The 19,820-nt window shown below is 73.8% G+C and carries 18 protein-coding genes; all 18 read right to left on the bottom strand.

Annotation, left to right across the window (positions count from 1 at the left end; genetic code table 11):
- Positions 1-9: 9 nt before the first annotated feature.
- A complete protein-coding gene (locus tag MJ876_RS12800; RefSeq protein ID WP_240236688.1) occupies positions 10-435 on the bottom strand; it encodes a type II 3-dehydroquinate dehydratase in 426 nt (141 codons plus the stop codon).
- Positions 432-1,583 (bottom strand): 3-dehydroquinate synthase, encoded by a 1,152-nt coding sequence (gene aroB / locus MJ876_RS12795; RefSeq protein WP_240236687.1) that lies wholly within the window; start codon positions 1,581-1,583, stop codon positions 432-434. Before aroB ends, MJ876_RS12800 begins: the two co-directional genes overlap by 4 nt.
- Positions 1,580-2,092 (bottom strand): shikimate kinase, encoded by a 513-nt coding sequence (locus MJ876_RS12790; RefSeq protein ID WP_374202472.1) that lies wholly within the window; start codon positions 2,090-2,092, stop codon positions 1,580-1,582. Before MJ876_RS12790 ends, aroB begins: the two co-directional genes overlap by 4 nt.
- Positions 2,089-3,285: a chorismate synthase gene (gene aroC / locus MJ876_RS12785; protein ID WP_240236686.1), complete on the bottom strand. Its 1,197-nt coding sequence runs from the start codon at positions 3,283-3,285 to the stop codon at positions 2,089-2,091. Before aroC ends, MJ876_RS12790 begins: the two co-directional genes overlap by 4 nt.
- A 13-nt stretch (positions 3,286-3,298) precedes the next feature.
- Positions 3,299-4,027 carry an A24 family peptidase gene (locus tag MJ876_RS22260; RefSeq protein WP_240236685.1) on the bottom strand — a complete coding sequence of 243 codons (729 nt, stop codon included), beginning with the start codon at positions 4,025-4,027 and terminating at the stop codon, positions 3,299-3,301.
- 1 nt (position 4,028) lies between these two features.
- On the bottom strand, positions 4,029-4,898 hold the full coding sequence (locus MJ876_RS12775) for a shikimate dehydrogenase (protein WP_240236684.1): 870 nt from the start codon (positions 4,896-4,898) through the stop codon (positions 4,029-4,031).
- Positions 4,899-4,905: 7 nt separating this feature from the next.
- Positions 4,906-6,285, bottom strand: a complete 1,380-nt coding sequence (gene mltG, locus MJ876_RS12770) for an endolytic transglycosylase MltG (protein WP_240236683.1) — start codon at positions 6,283-6,285, stop codon at positions 4,906-4,908.
- Positions 6,282-6,815 carry a Holliday junction resolvase RuvX gene (ruvX, locus tag MJ876_RS12765; protein ID WP_240236682.1) on the bottom strand — a complete coding sequence of 178 codons (534 nt, stop codon included), beginning with the start codon at positions 6,813-6,815 and terminating at the stop codon, positions 6,282-6,284. Before ruvX ends, mltG begins: the two co-directional genes overlap by 4 nt.
- 2 nt (positions 6,816-6,817) lie before the next feature.
- Positions 6,818-9,532 carry an alanine--tRNA ligase gene (gene alaS / locus MJ876_RS12760; RefSeq protein WP_240236681.1) on the bottom strand — a complete coding sequence of 905 codons (2,715 nt, stop codon included), beginning with the start codon at positions 9,530-9,532 and terminating at the stop codon, positions 6,818-6,820.
- Positions 9,532-9,807 (bottom strand): DUF6167 family protein, encoded by a 276-nt coding sequence (locus MJ876_RS12755; protein ID WP_240236680.1) that lies wholly within the window; start codon positions 9,805-9,807, stop codon positions 9,532-9,534. The genes alaS and MJ876_RS12755 overlap by 1 nt, the downstream gene beginning before the upstream one ends.
- Positions 9,807-10,319, bottom strand: a complete 513-nt coding sequence (locus MJ876_RS12750) for a hypothetical protein (protein WP_240236679.1) — start codon at positions 10,317-10,319, stop codon at positions 9,807-9,809. The genes MJ876_RS12755 and MJ876_RS12750 overlap by 1 nt, the downstream gene beginning before the upstream one ends.
- Positions 10,320-10,551: 232 nt before the next feature.
- The gene (locus MJ876_RS12745) at positions 10,552-11,532 is read right to left on the bottom strand and encodes a hypothetical protein (RefSeq protein WP_240236678.1); all 981 of its coding nucleotides are present in this window, start codon (positions 11,530-11,532) and stop codon (positions 10,552-10,554) included.
- 446 nt (positions 11,533-11,978) lie between these two features.
- Positions 11,979-13,265 (bottom strand): replication-associated recombination protein A, encoded by a 1,287-nt coding sequence (locus tag MJ876_RS12740; RefSeq protein WP_308192601.1) that lies wholly within the window; start codon positions 13,263-13,265, stop codon positions 11,979-11,981.
- A gap of 116 nt (positions 13,266-13,381) precedes the next feature.
- Complete coding sequence (locus MJ876_RS12735; protein WP_240236677.1) at positions 13,382-14,602, bottom strand: dipeptide ABC transporter ATP-binding protein; 1,221 nt, start codon at positions 14,600-14,602, stop codon at positions 13,382-13,384.
- Positions 14,602-15,741 (bottom strand): ABC transporter ATP-binding protein, encoded by a 1,140-nt coding sequence (locus MJ876_RS12730; RefSeq protein ID WP_374202471.1) that lies wholly within the window; start codon positions 15,739-15,741, stop codon positions 14,602-14,604. Before MJ876_RS12730 ends, MJ876_RS12735 begins: the two co-directional genes overlap by 1 nt.
- Positions 15,738-16,748: an ABC transporter permease gene (locus MJ876_RS22255; RefSeq protein WP_240236676.1), complete on the bottom strand. Its 1,011-nt coding sequence runs from the start codon at positions 16,746-16,748 to the stop codon at positions 15,738-15,740. The genes MJ876_RS12730 and MJ876_RS22255 overlap by 4 nt, the downstream gene beginning before the upstream one ends.
- A 137-nt stretch (positions 16,749-16,885) precedes the next feature.
- A complete protein-coding gene (locus MJ876_RS12720; RefSeq protein ID WP_240236675.1) occupies positions 16,886-18,661 on the bottom strand; it encodes an ABC transporter substrate-binding protein in 1,776 nt (591 codons plus the stop codon).
- A 95-nt stretch (positions 18,662-18,756) separates the two neighbouring features.
- Positions 18,757-19,764, bottom strand: a complete 1,008-nt coding sequence (locus MJ876_RS12715) for an ABC transporter permease (RefSeq protein WP_240236674.1) — start codon at positions 19,762-19,764, stop codon at positions 18,757-18,759.
- Between the last annotated feature and the right edge of the window lie 56 nt (positions 19,765-19,820).

Below are 19,820 nucleotides of genomic sequence, written 5' to 3'. Positions count from 1 at the left end.
GGCGCCGCGTCAGCCCGCGAGGAAGGCGAGCGCGTCGCGGTAGCCGTCGACGCCGCGGCCGGCGATGACGGTGGCGGCGTGCGGCGTGACGAGCGAGGTGTGCCGGAACTCCTCCGGGCGCTGCTTCGGTTCGGAGATGTGCACCTCGACCAGCGGGGCCTCGAGCTGGGCGCAGGCGTCGTAAAGGGCGTAGGAGTAGTGCGTCCAGGCCGCGGCGTTGAGGACGACGGGCACGGCGTCGTCCGCGGCGGCGTTGAGCCAGTCGATCATCTGGCCCTCGTGGTTGGTCTGGCGCACCTCGACCTCCTGGCCCCGCTCGCGGCCCCAGGCGACGCAGCGTGCGGCGAGCTCGTCGTGGGTGGTCGAGCCGTAGATCTCGGGCTGGCGACGGCCCAGGCGCCCGAGGTTGGGTCCGTTCAGCACGAGCACCTTCATCGGGGTCCTCCCAGCGCGGCGTACGCCTCGGCCAGCACGGCCGGGTCGGGGTCGGTGAGGATGCGGGGCGAGCCGACGTCGTCCAGCACCACCAGGCGCAGGCTCGCGCCGCGCGCCTTCTTGTCGACGCGCATGACGGCGAGCAGGTCGTCGAACGACGCCGCGTCGTACGTGGTCGGCAGGCCCAGCCCGGCGAGCACGGCCGCGTGGCGGTCGGCGACGTCGTCGGCGAGCAGCCCGCTGCGGCGGGCGACCTCGGCGACGAACACCGAGCCGATCGCGACGGCCTCGCCGTGACGGACCGTGTAGTCGGAGGTCCGCTCGACCGCGTGGGCGAGGGTGTGGCCGTAGTTGAGGGCCTCGCGCCCGGGGTGCCCGCCGGCGCCGCCGGTCTCCCTGAGGTCGCCGGCGACCACGTGGGCCTTGACCCGCACCGCGCGCAGGACGAGCTCCGCCAGCACGTCGCCGGACGGGTCCAGCGCCGCACCGGGGTCGGCCTCGGCGATCTCGAGGATGCCGGGGTCGGCCACGAAGCCGCACTTGACGACCTCGGCCATGCCGGCGACCAGCTCGGGTCGGGGCAGCGTCGTGAGCAGGTCGAGGTCGCACACGACGGCGGCGGGCTCGTGGAAGGCGCCGACGAGGTTCTTGCCGGCGCCGGTGTTCACGCCGGTCTTGCCGCCGACGGCCGCGTCGACCATCGCGAGCAGGGTGGTGGGCACGTGGACGACGGCGACCCCGCGCAGCCAGCAGGCGGCGACGAAGCCCCCGAGGTCGGTCGTCGCTCCCCCGCCGAGGGTGAGGACGGCGTCGCTGCGGGTGAAGCCGGCCTCCCCGAGCCGCTCCCAGCAGCGCTCGGCGGTGGCGACGGTCTTGGCGACCTCCCCGTCGGGGACGGCCAGCGGCAGCACCGTCACGTCGTCCAGGGCGTCGGTCACGGCGTCGCTGAGCGCCGCGGCACGGTCGGCCAGCGGCTCGGGATGGACCAGGGCCACCCGCCGTACACCGGGCAGCAGGTCGGCGAGCAGGCGCGGGACCTCGGCGAGCAGCCCGCGGCCCACGAGGACGTCGTACGGCGCGGCGGTCGCGACGCGCACCGCCTCCACCCCGGCCCCGGACCCGGCCCCGGCCCCGGGAGCCTGGGTCACGCCCGTACCTCGACGGCGTCGCGGACGGCCTCGGCCACGGCGGCGGAGTCGAGGTCGTCGGTGTCGACGACGACGCTCGCCACCGCGGTGTAGACGGGCGCGCGCTCGTCGAGGATCGCCTTGAGGCGTCCGCGGACGTTGCCGAGCAGCAGCGGCCGGGCGGAGCCCAGGCCGACCCTCGACACGGCCTGCGTCAGTCCGACGCGGAGGAAGACGACGGTGTGGCCGGCCAGCCGCTCGCGGGTCTCGGAGTCCATGACGGCGCCGCCGCCGAGGGCGAGGACGCCGTCGTGCTCGGCGAGCGCCGTCGCCACGGCCTCCCGCTCGAGGGCCCGGAACCGGGCCTCGCCCTCCTCGACGAACACGTCGGCGACGCTGCGGCCCGCCGTGGTCTCGACGTCGGCGTCGGTGTCGCGGAACCCGACGCCCCAGGCCTCGGCGAGCAGCGGGCCGACGGTGCTCTTGCCGGCGCCCATGGGGCCGATGAGCACGACGCGGGGTCCGCTCACGGCTGCTGCCACTTCGCCGCGATCGCCTCGAGGTAGGTCCGCGCGTTGCGGCGGGTCTCCCCGAGGGAGTCGCCGCCGAACTTCTCCAGCGCGGCGTCGGCGACGACGAGGGCGACCATCGCCTCGGCCACGACGCCCGCGGCGGGCACCGCGCACACGTCCGAGCGCTGGTGGTGCGCCACGGCCTCCTCGCCGGTGGCGACGTCGACGGTGCGCAGGGCCCGCGGGACGGTCGCGATGGGCTTCATGGCCGCGCGGACGCGCAGCGCCTCCCCGGTGGTCATGCCGCCCTCGGTGCCGCCGGCACGGCCGGTCACCCGCGAGAACGAGCCGGCCTCGTCGCCGTGGACGATCTCGTCGTGGGCCAGCGAGCCGGGGGTCGCGGCGAGCGCGAAGCCGTCGCCGACCTCGACGCCCTTGATGGCCTGGATCCCCATGAGCGCCCCCGCGAGGCGGGAGTCGAGCCGGCGGTCCCAGTGCACGTGCGAGCCGAGACCGGGCGGCAGCCCGTGGACGACGACCTCGACGACGCCGCCCAGGGTGTCGCCGTCCTTGTGGGCCTCGTCGACACGGGCGACCATCGCGGCGGACGCCTCGGGGTCCAGGCAGCGCACCGGGTCGGCGTCCAGGCGCTCGACGTCGTCGGGCACCGGGACCACGCCCGCGGGCGCGGCGACGCCGCCGAGCTCCACGACGTGCGAGACCACGTGGGCGCCGAGGGCGTGCTCGAGGAACGAGGCGGCCACGGTGCCGAGGGCGACGCGGGCGGCGGTCTCCCGGGCGGAGGCGCGCTCGAGGACGGGCCGGGCCTCGTCGAAGTCGTACTTCTGCATGCCGACCAGGTCGGCGTGGCCGGGCCGGGGCCGGGTGAGCGGGGCGTTGCGGGCCAGGGAGGCGAGCTCCTCGGCGTCGACCGGGTCGGCCGACATCACGCGCTCCCACTTCGGCCACTCGGTGTTGCCGACGCCGATGGCGACGGGTCCGCCCTGGGTCAGCCCGTGGCGGACGCCGCCGACCAGGGTGACCTCGTCGGCCTCGAACTTCATCCGGGCCCCGCGGCCGTAGCCGAGCCGGCGGCGGGCCAGGGCCGAGGCGACGTCGGCGGTGGTGACGGGGACCCCGGAGGGCAGTCCCTCGAGGATGGCGACCAGGGACGGGCCGTGGGACTCCCCCGCGGTGAGCCAGCGCAGCATGGGGGCGAGTCTGTCACGGGCCGCTGACGGCCCAGGACCCCGCTGCCGGGCCGAGCAGGACGCCGACCACGACGCCCAGCAGGAGGAACGGCCCCAGGGGGTAGGCGCGGCTGCGCCGGCGGTCGAGCAGCCGCAGCAGCAGGCCGCCGACGCCGCCCAGGAGCAGGCCGGACCACAGCCCGAGCAGGAGCGGGGCCCAGCCGAGGTGGCCGAGCACGATCCCGATCAGCCCGGCCAGCCGCACGTCGCCGTACCCCAGCGAGGCCGGCGAGAGCAGCCACAGCAGGAGGAAGAACCCGCCGCCGACGGCCCAGCCGAGGGCGGAGCCGACGACGCCGTCCCAGTCGCCGGAGACCGGGCGGCCCAGCAGCGCGAGGGGGACGACGACGGCGTACGTCGGGAAGACGAGCCGGTTGGGCAGCATCCGCGTGCGCAGGTCGACGTACGCGAGGACGACGCCGGGCGGGACGAGCACGAGCAGCAGCACCAGCGCCCAGGTGGCGCCCGTCGCGGCGGCCAGGGCGGCGCCGAGGATCCCGGCGACCACCGCGGCGCCGGCGCGGAGGCCGCGGGCCGCGCCGATCGCGGCGTACGTCGGCCTGGGGGCCTCGTCGTCGCGGCGGGCGGGCGGCTCCGTCGGCTCGGGCAGCCGGGCGACGCCGGCCGCGACCGGCAGCGTGGCCAGGGCGCAGAGGAGCGCGCAGGCGACGACGAGCACGGGGCCGTCGGCGAGCGGGGCCACGTCAGGCCCGGGTGGCCAGCGCGGCCAGGCCCGCGTCGCGCATCGCGCCCAGCGGCGCCGCGTGGCCCGTGAACAGGGCGAGCTGCAGCGCGGCCTGGTGGACGAGGAGGTCGAACCCGCTCACGAGGACGGCACCGGTGGCCTCGGCGGCGCGGGCCAGCGGGGTCGGCCAGGGGTCGTAGAGGGCCTCGAAGACCGCACCGGACGCCCCGGCCGCCACGACGCAGGCGGCGACCAGCTCCTCGGACTGCGCGGCGGCGGGCACCGTGGACACGACGAGGTCACCGGTCACCGTCGACGGCTCGAGCAGGTCGATCTCCACCCTCGGTGCTGCGGGGTGCGCCCGCACCGCCGCGGCCGCCTCCTCCGCGCGGCCGGGCTCGCGCACGCAGAACCGCACCACCTCGGCCCCCAGGTCGGCGGCGGCGAGGGCGAGCGACGCCGCCGTCGCTCCCCCGCCCAGCACCGCCACCCGGCGGGGCAGGACGTCGCGCTCGGCCAGCGCCGCGACCGCCCCCGGCACGTCGGTGTTGTGCCCGTGCACCGGTCCGACGACCCCGCCGGACCCGGGGTCGAGCACGAGGGTGTTGACGCCGCCGGCGCGCGCCGCGGCGTCGTCGAGGCTGCCGCGCCGCTCCGCGAGGGCGTGGGCCTCCCGCTTGAGCGGCATCGTCACCGACAGCCCCCGCCACCCCTCGCCCGAGCCGAGGAGCTCGTCGACGAACCCCGCGAGGCCACCCGCCGGCACCCGGTGCGCGGTGTAGCGGCCCGCGAGCCCGAGGGCGTCGTACGCCGCGGCGTGCAGCACCGGGGACAGCGAGTGCGCGACGGGGTCGCCCACCACGCCGCAGCGGATCAGGGCAGCGGGCACCAGACCCTCAGCACGCGTCCGAGGTCGTGCAGTACTCGTTGAGCTCCGCGACGTTCTGCTCGTGCTCGGCGAACGTCTCAGCGAACTTCGTCTCGCCGGTCGCCAGGTCGACGGTCACGTAGTAGAACCAGTCGCCGTCCGCGGGGTTCGCCGCCGCCTCGATGGCGGCGTCTCCGGGCGCCTCGATCGGCGTCGGCGGCAGGCCCGGGTAGCGGTAGGTGTTGTACGGCGAGTCGATCTGCCGGTCCTCCTCGGTGGTGCGGGCACCGAGGTCCTCGCCGGAGGCGTAGTTGACCGTCGCGTCGAGCTGCAGCAACCCGTCGGTCTCGTCGCCCTCCAGGCGGTTGTAGATGACGCGAGCGACGCGGGCGCGGTCCTCGGGCCGGCTGGCCTCCGCCTCCACGAGGCTGGCCACGGTCATGACCTCCTCCGGCGTGTAGCCCAGCTCCTGCGCGCGGCCGACGAGGTTCGCCGCGTCGGCGGACTGCTGCCACCGGGCGACCATGGCCCGCAGCATGCTGCGCGGGGACTGGTCCTCGCCGAAGTCGTACGTCGCGGGGAACAGGTAGCCCTCGACCTCGCCGCCGGCGAACGACGGCAGCCCCAGCGCGTCGGGGTTCTCCAGCGCCTGCTCGAAGCGGCGGACGGGGACGCCGGTGCCGTCGCTGAGGACGTCCACGATCTCCTCGACCCGCAGCCCCTCCGGGACGGTGACGCCGTTGCCGCTCACGAGGTTGTCGGGGTCCACGAGGACCTCGAGGGCCTCCTGCGCGCTCATCTCGCGGCGCAGCTCGTAGAAGCCGACCTGGATGCCGGTCGAGCGGTCGTCGGTGGACGCCGCGTCGGTGAAGGCCTCGGCGGACGCCACGACGTCCTCGGCGACGAGGCCCTGGGCGATGTCGGTGGCGTTGTCGCCCTGCTGGACCTCGAACTGCACCCGTCCCGTCCCGGGGCCGGGGTAGTCGTCCGGGCCGTCGCCGAAGCGCGACTCCAGGGCGCCGATGCCGCGCGAGACGGCCAGGTAGAGGCCGCCGACCACGAGGGCGAGGACGACGACGGCCACGAGGCAGCCGACGCCGGAGGTGCGCTTGCGCTTGGCGCGGCGGCTGCCGGGGCGGCGGGTGGCGACGAGCACCTCGCCGCCGGCCGTAGCCACCAGCGGGTCGCCCCGGTCGTCGACGACCGGCTCGCCCTGCTCGTCGTAGATCGGCTCGACGGGACCGTCGTAGGTGACCTCGCCGTGCTCGTCGAACAGGTGCCCGTCGTACGGCTGGTCGTCGTACGCGCCGCCATCGTGGGGCGGGCCGCCGGGCTCGGAGGCGTGAGGATCGGGTCCCAGGGCGTCGTCGTCGACGCCGTGGGGGCGGGGATTCCCCGGTTCGCTCATGCCTCTCCTCCTCCGGACGGGGTGTCTCCCGTCGCGGGGTGTGTCTGCGGCTGGTCCTGTGACGGTGTGGTGGGTCGGCCTCCCGAGACGACCTCGCCGGGCGCAGCCCCCGTGCTGCGCTCGGTGTCCAGGGCGTGCTGCAGGATCAGCACCGCGGCGGCCTGGTCGACCACGTCGCGCCGGGCGCGGCCGTGCCGACCCTGCTCCCGCAGCATAGATTCTGCCGACACGGTGGTCAGGCGTTCATCACACAGCCTGACGGGGACCGGGGCAACCTGACGCGCCAGGCGACGCGCGAACCGTCGCGACTCCGCGGCGGCGGGGCCCTCGCCCCCGTTCAGCGAGCGGGGCAGCCCGACGACGACCTCGACGGCCTCGTGCTCGCGCACGAGGGCCGCGAGGCGGCGCAGGTCGTCCTTGCCGCGACGGACCGTCTCGACGGGGACCGCGAGCACACCGGCGGGGTCGCTGCGGGCGACCCCGATCCTGGCCTTCCCGGGGTCGACGCCGAGGCGCGTGCCGGATCGCACCCTCAGACCCCGCCGACCTGCCGGGACACCTCGGGGGCCACGACCGCGACGGCGTCGTCCGCGCGGGAGACGTCGCTGCCGCCGCCCTGCGCGACGTCCGGCTTGCCGCCACCGCGGCCGCCGACGACCTCGCCGACCGCGCGGACGAGCGCGCCGGCGTCCGCGCCGAGGGCGCGGGCGGCGTCGTTGGTCGCAGCGACGAAGGCGACCTTGCCGCCGTCGACGCCGAGGACCACGACGACGCCGGGCTCGTCCGCGGGCAGGCGACCACGCACGTCCAGCGCGAGCTGGCGCACGTCACCGCCGCCGAGCCCGTCGGCGCGGTGCGCGACGACCTTGACGGGGCCGACCTGCCGGGCGCCGTCGGCGAGCGAGCCGGCGGCGGCGAGCACCTGCGCCGCACGCACCCTCTCGAGCTCCTTCTCGGCGCCCCGCAGGCGCTCGACCATCTCGGACACGCGGCCCACGAGGTCGTCGGGGCGGGCCTTCAGCATCGAGGTCAGCTCGGTGACGACGTCGCGCTCGCGGGCCAGGTAGGCGAACCCCTCGACGCCGGTGAAGGCCTCGATGCGGCGGTTGCCGGAGCCGACGGACGACTCCCCGGTGACGACGATGGTGCCGATCTGCGAGGAGTGGTCGACGTGGGTGCCGCCGCACAGCTCGCGCGACCACGGGCCGCCGATGTCGACGACCCGGACCTGCTGGTCGTCGTACGTCTCGCCGAAGAGGGCCAGCGCGCCCGCCTCGCGGGCCTCGGCGAGCGTCATGTAGCGCCAGTCGACGGGCAGGTCGGCGCGCAGCGCCTGCTGGGAGACGGTCTCGATGTCGCGGACCTGCTCGGGGCTCAGGGACGACGTCCACCCGAAGTCGAGGCGCAGGTAGCCGGGCCGGTTGTACGAGCCGGACTGCAGCGCCGTGGGGCCGAGCACCTCGCGCAGCGCGGCGTGGACGACGTGGGTCCCGGAGTGCGCCTGGCGGGCGCCGGTGCGCCACTCGCGGTCGACGGTGGCGAGCACGCCCGCGGAGGGGTCGAGCTCGCCCTCGACGACGCGGACCTGGTGGACGACGAGGCCACGCACGGGGCGCTGGACGTCGACCACCTCGAGGCGGGCGCCGCCGCTGACGATGGTGCCGGCGTCGGCGACCTGGCCGCCGGACTCGGCGTAGAACGGCGTGCGGTCGAGCACGAGCTCGCCGACCTCGCCCTCGGAGAGCGCCGGGACCTCGTGGCCCCCGCGCAGGAGCGCGACGGGCCGCGACTCGGTCTCGAGCGTCGAGTAGGCGAGCCACTCGGTGGGGCCGTGGGTGTCGAGGACGGTGCGGTACACGCCGGTGTCGGCGTGGGCGCCCTTCTTGGCGCGGGCGTCGGCCCGGGCACGGTCCCGCTGCTCGGTCATGAGGCGGCGGAAGCCGTCCTCGTCGACCCGCAGGCCCTGCTCGGCGGCCATCTCGAGGGTGAGGTCGATCGGGAAGCCGTAGGTGTCGTGCAGCGCGAACGCCCGGTCGCCCGGGAGCACGGTCTCGCCGCGGGAGGCGACCTCCCCGGCCGCGAGGTCGAAGATCTGCGTGCCGGAGCGCAGCGTGGTGCGGAACGCGTCCTCCTCGGCGTACGCGACCTGCGCGATGCGGTCCCAGCCGGTGACCAGCTCGGTGTACGTCTCACCCATCTTGTCGCGGCTGACGGGCATCAGCTCGGGCAGCGCGCGGTCCTCGTAGCCCAGCAGGCGCATCGAGCGGACGGCGCGTCGCAGCAGGCGCCGCAGCACGTAGCCGCGGCCCTCGTTGCCCGGCGTGACGCCGTCGTTGATGAGCATCATCGACGAGCGCACGTGGTCGGCGACCACCCGGAAGCGGACGTCGTCGCCGTGGTCGGCGCCGTACCGGCGGCCGGTCAGCTCCTGCGCCCGGGCGATGACGGGGAACATGACGTCGATCTCGTACATGTTCTCGACGCCCTGCATCAGGTAGGCCACCCGCTCCAGGCCCATGCCGGTGTCGATGTTGCGCTGCGGCAGCGACCCGGCGACGTCGAAGTCGGACTTCGAGCGGACGGCGGACAGCTCGTCCTGCATGAAGACGAGATTCCAGAACTCGAGGTAGCGGTCCTCGAGGCGGGGGTCCATGTCGGTGCCCATCGACGCCCAGTCGGCGTCGGGGCCGTACGCCGGGCCGCGGTCGTACAGGATCTCCGAGCAGGGGCCGCCCGGGCCGGGCACGCCCATCGACCAGTAGTTCTCCTTGTTGCCCAGGCGCACGATGCGGTGGTCGGGCACGCCGACCTCGTCGCGCCACACCGCCAGCGCCTCCTCGTCGCCGTCCAGGATCGACGGGTAGAGGCGGCCCTCGTCGAAGCCGAAGCCGCCGTCGGCGACGGACTTCGTCACGAGGTCCCAGGCGAGCCGCGCGGCGCCGGACTTGAAGTAGTCGCCGAAGGAGAAGTTGCCGCACATCTCGAAGAACGTGCCGTGGCGGGTGGTCTTGCCGACCTCCTCGATGTCCGGCGTGCGGATGCACTTCTGCACGGTCGTCGCCCGGTCGAACGGGGGCGTCTGCTGGCCGAGGAAGTACGGCTTGAAGGGCACCATGCCGGCGTTGACGAACAGCAGCGTCGGGTCGTCGGCCAGCAACGAGGCCGACGGGACCACCGTGTGCGGACCCACCGTGGTGTCCCGCTCGAAGTGGGAGGTGAACCGGCGGCGGATCTCCGCGGTGTCCATCAGTCCTGGTCCTCTCTCGACGTCGGCTCCGGCACCGGGCCCGACTCCAGCGCGCGGTACCCGGGCTCGGGCACCCCGTAGCGCTCACGCAGCTCCACCTCGCGCTCGACGGCGCCGGCGCGGACCTCCTCGGCCATGATCCGCGCGCCCAGCGCGACGGCACCGATGCGGTCGCGCAGGCCGTCGGCCGTGAGGGACTCGGCCAGCCGGCGCGCACGGGCCATCGCGTAGACCCCCGCACCGGCCCCCGCGACGAACCACAGGGTCCTGGGCATCAGGCGGCCTCCCGCTCCTCGGCCTGCATCCGGCGCAGCGCGGCCTTCATGTCGCTGCGGCGCTGCTTGCGCGCGCGCCGCACCTCGCGCCGCATCTCGAAGCGGACCCGGTTGCGGGTCTCCGCGTTGAGCGCGCGTCGTACGCCGTGGGTGAGGGAGGCGAGCCGGATGACGGACTCGCGCAGCACCATGTCGGTGAACACCGGCGCCGGCAGCGCGCGGCCCTCGACGGCGGCCGCGCCGACCGAATGGTCGGGGTCCCCGTCGTCCGGGAGTCCGAGCGGCACGCTCGGGGTGACGGCGGCCGGTGCCGCCGGCCTCGCGGACCCCGTCGGGGTCACCCGCCCGCGGCCGGCCTCGAGCTCGTCGAGACGCCGCCGCAGCTCGGCACCCTCGGCCCGCGCGGCCTCGAGGTCCCGCCGCGCGGCCCGCCGCGTCCGGGACGCCAGCAGCAGGGCCCCGAGCCCCGCCACGAGGGCGGTCCCGGCGCACACCAGCAGCGCGACGTCCATGACGCCGCACCCTACCCGCGCGCCGAGTCGGCCCGAACGCACCGCCCCACGACGCCGAGTCGTCCCGAACGCACGCCCCCACGACACCGAGTCGTCCCCAACGCACGCCCCCACGACGCCGAGTCGTCCCGAACGCACGCCCCCACGACACCGAGTCGTCCCCAACGCACGCCCCCAGGACGCCGAGTCGTCCCCAACGCACGCCCCCACGACACCGAGTCGTCCCGGACCGTCAGCGGGTGAAGTGAATCCGGCGGCCCGCGCGCCGCCTCGCCTCACGGACTCCGGCGCGCAGCAGGAGCTCCGCGTCCTGGTGAGGACCGACCAGGTTCTCGTTGCGCACGACGACGATCGTCCAGTCCTGGGTGCTCTCCAGGTCCGCACGGCGGTCCAGGTCGTTCGCCACCTGCCGCTCGGAGGAGTGGAATGCGACGCCGTCGTACTCGGCCGCGAAGCGCAGGACCTCGTCCCCGAGGTCGAGCCGGGCCAGGAACCGTCCGTCGTCGTGCACCTCGAGCTGAGGCACGAGTCCCTCGATCCCTGCCTGCAGGCAGCGCAGTCGCAGGACAGACTCGGGTGGGGACTCCGCCCGGCCGTCCGCCAGCGGAGCGATCTCGCGCAGCGTCCTCACCCACCGCTGCCCGGCGAAGCGCGGCACGCTGGCCAGGATCTCGGCCGGCGAGAGGCCGCCGAGCCGGACCATGGCGTCCATACCGGCGATCGCCCGGTCCGGGTTGCGCACCCGACCGAGGTCGAGGGCAGTCCGCAGCCGGGTCGTGACGGGGAGGCCCATGACCTCGGTGACGTCGTACGGCGCGAGTGCCCTCTCGCCACCAGCCGCGAGATCGCCCTTGACCCGCCCACGGTCGCTGAGCCGAGCGACGGAGACGGGTGAGAGGTGCAGGTGTTCGTTCGGCGCGAGGACCATGTCCGCTCCGTGGAGGTATCCCGCGTGTCGATCGACGATGTAGCTGTCCGGCGGCAGCACCAGCGCGAGTGCCTGTGACCGGAGCAGCGGCGAGTCCCCCGCCTGCGCGGCCAGGTAGACCCGGCGCACCGGTCGTCGGAGCAGGCCCAGCGCACACAGCCGGGTCAGGTCGGGTGACCTGACGCCCTCGGCGCGCGCTTGGTCGAGGGTGAAGGGTCGGTCGAGTGGCAGCGGGAAGGCAGGGCCGAGGAAGCGCCCGTCGGTCGTGAGCGGGATGGTCTTCATGTGCCGGGTCTGCCCGGACCCATCCGCTTCAGCCCACTGATCTCTCCGCCCTGTGCAGGAGCGATGCCCGTCTGCGGCTGTGGATGACTCGCGGCTTGCGCAGACGTGGCCCCAGCGGGTGACACACGGTGCGGGCGTTGGGGCCGACTCGGCGCCCCTACGGGGGTCCGTTTGGGCCGACTCGGCGCCCCTACGGGGTGCGTTCGGGCCGACTCGGCGCCCCTACGGGGTGCGTTTGGGCCGACTCGGCGCCCCTACGGGGTGCGTTCGGGCCGACTCGGCGCCCCTACGGGGTGCGTTCGGGCCGACTCGGCGCCCCTACGGGGTGCGTTCGGGCCGACTCGGCGCCCCTACGGGGTGCGTTCGGGCCGACTCGGCGTCCCTACGGGGTGCGTTCGGGCCGACTCGGCGCCCCTACGGGGTGCGTTCGGGCCGACTCGGCGTCCCTACGGGGTGCGTTCGGGCCGACTCGCGCTTCGTGTGCCGCGGATGAGGCGGCGGACGCGCTCCCAGCGCTCCTTGACGGCGCCCTCGGCGCCGAGGGCGGTCGGCTGGTAGTAGGTGGCGTCGGCGACGACGTCGGGGGCGTACTGCTGCTGGGCGATGCCGTACGGCGCGTCGTGGCTGTAGACGTACGACGAGCCGTGGCCCAGCTTCTTCGCGCCCGAGTAGTGGGCGTCGCGCAGGTGGGAGGGGACGGGGCCGACCTTGCCGGCACGCACGTCGGCGCTGGCCGCGCCGATGGCGGTGGTGACCGCGTTCGACTTCGGAGCGACGGCGAGGGCGATGGTCGCCTGGGCCAGGGTCAGCCGGCCCTCGGGCATCCCGATGAGCGCGACCGCCTGGGCCGCGGCGACCGCGGTGGTGAGCGCCGTCGGGTCGGCGAGGCCGATGTCCTCGCTGGCCAGGATGATCAGGCGGCGGGCGATGAAGCGGGGGTCCTCCCCCGCCTCCATCATCCGCGCCAGGTAGTGCAGCGCGGCGTCGGCGTCGGAGCCGCGGACCGACTTGATGAAGGCGCTCGTGACGTCGTAGTGCTGGTCGCCCTGGCGGTCGTAGCGGACGGCGGCGACGTCGACCGCGGCCTCGGCGGTGTCGAGGTCGATCACGTCGAGGCCCCGCGCGGACGCCGCCCGCGCCGCGGCCTCGAGGTAGGTCAGCGCGCGCCGGGCGTCGCCCCCCGCGAGGCGGACGAGGTGGCCGCGGGCGTCGTCCGCGAGATCGACCGTGCCACCCAGGCCGCGCTCGTCGCCCAGCGCGGAGTCGAGGACCCCGCCCACGTCGTCGTCGGTGAGCGACTCCAGCCGCAGCAGCAGGCTGCGGGAGAGCAGGGGGGAGATGACGGAGAAGAACGGGTTCTCCGTGGTCGCCGCGACGAGGGTGACCCAGCGGTTCTCCACGCCGGGCAGCAGGGCGTCCTGCTGCGCCTTGCTGAACCGGTGCACCTCGTCGACGAACAGCACCGTCTCGGTGCCGGTCGCGACCAGGTCGCGCCGCGCGGCGTCGATGGCGGCGCGGACCTCCTTGACGCCCGCGGCCACCGCGGAGATCTCCACGAACCGCCGGTCGGTCTGCCGCGACAGGATCGAGGCGATCGTGGTCTTGCCCGTGCCCGGAGGTCCCCACAGCAGCAGCGACATCGACGCGTCGCCCTCGACGAGCTGGTGCAGCGGCGACCCGGCGTCCCGCAGCTGGGACTGCCCGGCGAGCTCGTCGAGGGTGCGCGGGCGCATCCGGACGGCGAGGGGCGCCGAGGCATGGTCGCTGGCGCCGAGGGACCCGGCGGAGCCCGACGTCCCGGAGGGCCCCGTGGAGGGAGCCCCCGGGACGTCGAAGAGACCGTCGCCGCTCAGCCGGCGTCCTGCGTCGTGGACCTGGAGGTCGCCCCGGCCATCTGGCGCTTGTCGAGGTCGAACCAGGTGTCGGCGAAGCCGGGCGGGTTGCCCAGGTCCGTCGGCGAGCCGCCCGGGTCGGGGCTGCCCTGGTCGTCCACGCCGAGCAGGCGCGCGGTCACGGGCTCCTCCGGGTGCTTGCCGAGCTCGCCCGGGAAGTGGCACGCGACCTTATGGCGGCGCCCGATCTGCATGAGCGGGGGCTCGACGCGCGCGCAGATCTCCTTCGCCAGCGGGCACCGCGTGCGGAAGCGGCACCCGGACGGCGGGTTGATGGGGCTCGGCACGTCGCCCTCGATGCGGATGCGCTCGCGGCGCCCGCCGACGGCGGCCTGACGGACGTCGGGCACCGCTGACAGCAGCGCCTGGGTGTACGGGTGGTGCGGCCGGTTGTAGAGCGTCTCCCGGTCCGCGATCTCGACGATCTTGCCGAGGTACATCACCGCCACCTCGGGGCAGAAGTGACGCACCACAGCGAGGTCGTGCGCGATGAAGAGGAACGCGATCCCGAACTCCTTCTGGAGGTCGTCCAGCAGGTTCACGACCTGCGCCTGGATCGACACGTCCAGCGCCGAGACCGGCTCGTCGGCGACGAGCAGCTTCGGCTGCAGGGCGAGCGCACGGGCGATGCCGATGCGCTGGCGCTGGCCGCCGGAGAACTCGTTCGGGTAGCGGTTGTAGTGCTCGGGGTTGAGCCCGACGACCTCGAGCAGCTCCTGGACCCGCGACAGCACCTTGTTCTTCGGCACCATGTCGTGGGTCACCAGCGGGCTCGAGACGATCGCCCCGACCGTGTGACGCGGGTTCAGCGAGCTGAACGGGTCCTGGAAGATCATCTGGACGTCGCGCCGCATCGGCTTCATCTGCCGCGGGCTCAGCTTCGCCAGGTCGGTCCCCTCGAACCGGATCGCCCCGGACGTCGGGTCGTGCAGCCGCGTGATCAGCCGGCCGGTCGTCGACTTGCCGCAGCCCGACTCCCCCACCAGGCCGAGCGCACCGCCGGCGGGGACCTGGAACGAGACGCCGTCGACGGCCTGGACGTGGCCGACGGTGCGGCGCACCAGCCCCGAGGACTTCACGGGGAAGTACATCTTCAGGTCCTCGACCTCGAGGACCGGCTCGCCGCCGCTGCGGTGGCGGGTGAGCGTGGCGTCGGCGTCCTTCTGGACCGAGACCATCACGCCTCCTTGTTCGTGGGGGCGGCCGCGGGGGCCGCGGGAGCACCGTCGGCGAGGTCGGGCGCGATCTCGGGCAGGATCTCGGTCGCGTAGATCCGCTCCGGGTCGGCGAGGTGGCACCGCTTCAGGTGGCCGGGCCCGCGACCGCCGGGGCTCAGGTCCGGGATGGTCGTGGTGCACAGGTCGCCGGGGACCTTGTCCCGGTGGACGCAGCGCGGGTGGAACGAGCAGCCCGACGGCGGGTCCAGCAGGCTCGGCGGGTTGCCGGGGATCGGCAGCAGCCGGGCGTCCACGTCGCCCGACACGTCGGGCACGCTCGACAGGAGCCCCCAGGTGTAGGGCATCTCCGGGTGCGTCAGCAGCTCGCGGGTGGCGCCGTACTCGACCGCGCGCCCGGCGTACATGACGAGCACCTCGTCGGCCATCTCCGCGATGACGCCGAGGTCGTGGGTGATGATGATGATCGCGGAGTCGAACTCGCGCTGCAGGTCGCCCAGCAGGTCCAGGATCTGCGCCTGCACGGTCACGTCGAGCGCCGTGGTCGGCTCGTCCGCGATCAGCAGCGACGGGTCGTTGATCAGGCCCATCGCGATCATGGCCCGCTGGCGCATGCCGCCGGAGAACTGGTGCGGGAAGTCGTCGACGCGCCGGTCGGGCTGCGGGATGCCGACGAGGTCGAGCATCTCGATCGCCTTGCGGCGGGCGTCGCGCGCGCTGGCCTTCGGGTGGTGCGCGGCGTACGCCTCGGACAGCTGCTTGCCGACCCGGTAGAACGGGTGCAGCGAGGCCAGCGCGTCCTGGAAGATCATCGCCGCGCTGTTGCCGCGGATGCGGCGCAGCTTGGCCTCGGACAGGCCGATGACCTCCTGGCCGTCGACGCGGATCGAGCCCTCGATGCGGGTGCGCCGGGGGTCGTGCAGCCCGAGGACCGCCATCGACGACACCGACTTGCCCGAGCCGGACTCGCCCACGATGCCCAGGGTCTTGCCCCGCGCGACGCCGTAGGAGAGGTCGGTGACCGCGTTGACGAGGCCGTCGGCGGTGGGGAACTTGACCGTGAGGTGCTCGACCTCGAGCAGGCGCTCCCCCGCCGCGGCGGCGCCGGCGGCGCCGGTGGTGACTCCGGTGTCGGTGCTCACGAGATCCTCACTCGGGGGTCGAGCACCCCGTAGAGGATGTCGACCACGATGTTCGCCACGATCACCACGATGGCACCGAAGAGCACGGTGGTCTGCACCACCGGGAAGTCCTCGATCTGGATGGCCTCCAGGCCCCAGCGACCGATGCCGTTGATGCCGAAGATGATCTCCGTGAAGATCGTACCGGCCAGCAGGAACGCGAAGTCGATGCCGAAGATCGTCACGATCGGCACGAGCGCGGAGCGCAGGCCGTGCTTGAACGTCACGGTCCGCGAGCTCAGGCCCTTGGCCCGGGCGGTGCGGATGTAGTCCTCCGACAGGGCGTCGATCATCGCGCCCCGGGAGAAGCGGGTGTACTGCGTCGAGTTGTAGAAGCCGAGCGCGAGCCACGGCAGCAGCAGGCCGCTCAGCCACGCCACGGGGTTCTCCGTCAGCGGGGTGTAGCCCGCCTCGGGGAACACCTCGTTGATGACGTTGAGGTAGAGGTACACGAGCAGTGCGAACAGCACGTACGGGATCGAGCTCATCAGCAGGGTCGCGCTGACCAGCGCCTTGTCGGCGACGGTCCCGCGACGGCGGGCGGCGAGGACGCCGCTGGTCACGCCGACGAGCAGGATGATGACGGCCGCGCCGACCGCGAGGCTGATCGTGGCCGGCAGGCGGCGCACGAGCTCGTCGAACGCGGGCACGAAGGTCCGGTAGGACAGCCCGAGGCACGGGGCGGAGCACTCGACGAACGTGTTCGCGCCGAGCTGGATGTCGCGGCCGGTGAAGATGCCGGCGACGTACTTCCCGAGCTCGGAGAGCATCGGGTTGTTGTAGCCGAAGTTCTCCTCCAGCTGGGCGCGGAAGTCCGCGGTGCAGCGGTTGTTCGTCCGCTGCTCGCACAGGCCCTGGACGGGGCTGCGCGGGCCGTACCAGAACAGCAGGAAGATGCTGACGACCAGCGTGCTCAGCACGAGGAGGCCGGCCAGCAGGCGCTTCACGATGAACGCGAACTTGCCCACCGTGGGCCGCGGGGGGGGCGGCGGGCCCACCGTCCCCCGCCGCCGCCCGCCCGCCCGACGGGCGTCGTGCCCGGCCGGCTCAGGGCCGACCGGACACGACGGGGTTGGTGCGAGGTGGTGCTGCTAGCTCAGGCCGGTCACTCCGGGACGACGTACATGTCGCGCCAGTTCGGGAAGCCCTGGGCGGCGTCGTTCTGGAAGTTGCCCACCCGCTCGCCGTAGGCGAACAGGTTGTTGAGGTAGCCGAGCGTCAGGGTCGGGAAGTAGTCCTGACGGATGGTGCGGTCGAGGTCGGCCCACGCGGCGGGCTGCTCCTCCACCGGCAGGGACGAGATCTCGCCGATGCGGTCGTCGACCTCCTGCTCGGAGAAGTTGCCGGTGTTGTACTCCTGGCCGCTCTCGAACAGCGCCGGGATGAACGTCGAGGCCGACGGCCAGTCCGAGCACCAGGCGACGCCGCGGACGTTCAGCTCCTGGTAGATGTTGTTGTCCGGGTCGGTCCACACGTCGTACGGCGAGCCGCCGTAGCCGAACGCCTGGGTGGCGAAGCCCGCGTCCTCGAGGGCGGTCTCGATCTGCTCCTTGGCCGCACGGCCCTCCGGGGTGGAGTTGGTGAAGGAGAAGCGGATCTCGTACTCGCCGGGCTCGTAGCCGGCCTCGGCGAGCAGCTCGCGCGCACGCTCCGGGTCGGTCTCGATGGTCTCGCCCGGGATCGCCTCGTAGTCCTCGCGGCCGGCCATGCCCGGGGGCAGGATCGGCTCGCCGAAGGTACGGGTCAGGCCGGGGATCTCACCGGCGGCCGCGGCGGCGTCCTCGTAGGGGTACGCGAAGGCGAGGGCCTGGCGGACCTCGATCTCGTCGATCTTCTCGTAGTCCGGGTTCCAGAACGAGGTGCAGGCCTGCGAGGCCGGCACGACGCGGTCACCGAGGTTCTCGGTGGCCTGCTGGTACGACGAGCCCTGGAGCGCGGTGAGGACCGTGGTCTCGGAGTCGGCGGTGTTGTTCAGCATGACCTGGTCGCTGGCCGTGGTGTCCTGGCCGAACTCGAACACGTACTCGTCCGGGTACTGGTGGCGCGACGCGTCGGTGTTGGGGTCCCACTCGTCGTTGCGCTCGAGGCGGAGGATCTCCCCGGCGCGGAACTCGGCGACCTTGTAGGGGCCGGTGGCCAGCGGCGCGTTGCCGTAGCCGGGAGCCTCGCCCTCGGGGCCCGAGGGCACCGGGCCCATGGCCATGAAGGAGCCCCAGTAGTCCATCTCCGGGAAGGGCTGGGACATCTCGATGGTGATGTCGCTGCCGTCGACCGTGATGGCCGGGAAGTCCTCGCCGTCCTCGTACGGGCCGGCGTAGTCCTTGCCGCCGGCGAAGTACGTCTTCGAGTACTTCGTGCCGGGGCCCTGCAGGTCGGCCGACTCCGACAGCGAGCGCTTCATGCCGAAGGCGACGTCCTCGGCGGTGACGGGATCACCGTTCTCCCAGCGGATGCCGTCCTTGATCGTGAACGTCCACTCGGTGAAGTCGTCGTTCGGGGTGCCGAGGTCGGTGGCGAGGTCGGGGACCAGCACCATCTCGTCGGTCTCGTAGTCGTACTTGAAGGTCGTGAGCGACCGGAAGACGAGGTTCTGCAGGATCGAGTTGTCGGTGACCGACCACCCGGCCGTGGGGTCCAGGGTCGTCGGGCCCTCGTCGGGCAGCGGGAGGAGCACGTTCAGCGTGCCACCCTCCTCGGCGCCCTCGATGGGCTCCGCGGGGCCCTGTGCCTCGGGGTCCTTGAGCTCGCCCGCGGCGCCGCCCTCCTGGAACCCCTCGCCGGCCTGAGGCTGGTCGCCTCCACCGCCGCCGCCGCCGCATGCCGCCAGCGTGAACAACGCTGCCGCTCCTGCGACCGCAGCCATGGACTTGCTGCGCTTCATGTCCAGCCTTCCTTGTCGTGATGGTCGGTCGCGGTGTGGATGCCGCGTCCGCGTTCCCGAGAACGCTTCTGGCGCCTCGAAGATCGGAGCAGGCGTCAGCGCCTGGTCTTGGGGTCGAGGGCGTCGCGGATCGCGTCGCCCAGGAGGTTGAGGGCGATGACCAGGAGGACGATCCCGATCACCGGCTGCCACAGGTACTGCGGGTAGACGTCGAACCACTGCACGGCACCCGCGACGGTCTGGCCCCACGAGGGCCGGTCGACGACGCCGATGCCGAGGTACGACAGCCCGGCCTCCGCGGCGACGTACGCCGGCAGGGCCAGGGAGAAGGCGACCACGATGGGGGCCACCAGGTTGGGGAGGATCTCCTTGCGGAGGATCCGGTGGGTGGGGACGCCGATCGCGCGGGCGGCCTGCACGAACTCGCGCTCGCGCAGCGACAGCACCTCGCCGCGGATCAGGCGGGCCATCGTCATCCAGCCGAAGAGCGTCAGCACCGCGATGACGGAGTAGAACTGGATCTCCCCCAGCCGCTGGGGGTCGGTGCCGAACCGGTCGGACAGGATCGGCGCCAGCGCGAGCGCGGCCAGCAGGAACGGGATGGTCAGGAACAGGTCCGTGACGAACATCAGGACCCGGTCGACCACGCCGCCCAGGTAGCCGGCCAGCAGGCCGACGATCACGCCGACCACGGTCGACAGCACCGCCGCGGACGCCGCGATGATCATCGACGTCCTCGCGCCGTACAGCCACACGGCGAGGTTGTCGGTGCCCACGCGGGGCGCGACGCCGAAGGGGTGCTCGGGGTCGAAGCCCCCGAAGGGCGGGCCCTCCAGCGGCAGCTGGCTGATCAGGTTGATCCGCTCCGAGGCGAGCGGGGTCTCCAGCGAGACGCCGAACAGGTTCGCGATGGCTCCCGCGAACACGGCGATCACCGCGAAGACGAGGACCACGAGCAGCGACGCCATGGCCAGCCAGTCGCGACGCAGCCGGTCGAAGGCGATGCGGGTCGGCGACTTGCCGGCGATGGCCTTCGGCGCCGACTGGGGGGCCCCGGGGGGCTCCGTCGACTGCGTCTGCACCTCCGCCTGCGGCAGGGTCATGCTCACCTCGTGTTCGTCACCCGAATGACCGTGCGCCCCGGTGGCGCGTGGTGAGC

The sequence above is a fragment of the Nocardioides sp. CFH 31398 genome (assembly GCF_022436705.1).
Taxonomy (GTDB): Bacteria; Actinomycetota; Actinomycetes; order Propionibacteriales; family Nocardioidaceae; genus Nocardioides.
Note: the sequence above shows the minus strand (reverse complement) of the source record. Positions and strands in the feature narration are given on the sequence as shown.

Bases quoted from the DNA above. Each gene is read 5' to 3' on its own strand.
- MJ876_RS12800 (WP_240236688.1), bottom strand. From the start codon at position 435: ATGAAGGTGCTCGTGCTGAACGGACCCAACCTCGGGCGCCTGGGCCGT.
- MJ876_RS12755 (WP_240236680.1), bottom strand. From the start codon at position 9,807: ATGCCCAGGACCCTGTGGTTCGTCGCGGGGGCCGGTGCGGGGGTCTAC.
- MJ876_RS12745 (WP_240236678.1), bottom strand. From the start codon at position 11,532: ATGAAGACCATCCCGCTCACGACCGACGGGCGCTTCCTCGGCCCTGCC.
- alaS (WP_240236681.1), bottom strand. From the start codon at position 9,532: ATGGACACCGCGGAGATCCGCCGCCGGTTCACCTCCCACTTCGAGCGG.
- MJ876_RS12735 (WP_240236677.1), bottom strand. From the start codon at position 14,602: ATGGTCTCGGTCCAGAAGGACGCCGACGCCACGCTCACCCGCCACCGC.
- MJ876_RS12720 (WP_240236675.1), bottom strand. From the start codon at position 18,661: ATGAAGCGCAGCAAGTCCATGGCTGCGGTCGCAGGAGCGGCAGCGTTG.
- MJ876_RS12750 (WP_240236679.1), bottom strand. From the start codon at position 10,319: ATGGACGTCGCGCTGCTGGTGTGCGCCGGGACCGCCCTCGTGGCGGGG.
- aroC (WP_240236686.1), bottom strand. From the start codon at position 3,285: ATGCTGCGCTGGCTCACCGCGGGGGAGTCCCACGGCCCGTCCCTGGTC.
- mltG (WP_240236683.1), bottom strand. From the start codon at position 6,285: ATGAGCGAACCGGGGAATCCCCGCCCCCACGGCGTCGACGACGACGCC.
- MJ876_RS12740 (WP_308192601.1), bottom strand. From the start codon at position 13,265: ATGCGCCCGCGCACCCTCGACGAGCTCGCCGGGCAGTCCCAGCTGCGG.
- MJ876_RS12715 (WP_240236674.1), bottom strand. From the start codon at position 19,764: ATGACCCTGCCGCAGGCGGAGGTGCAGACGCAGTCGACGGAGCCCCCC.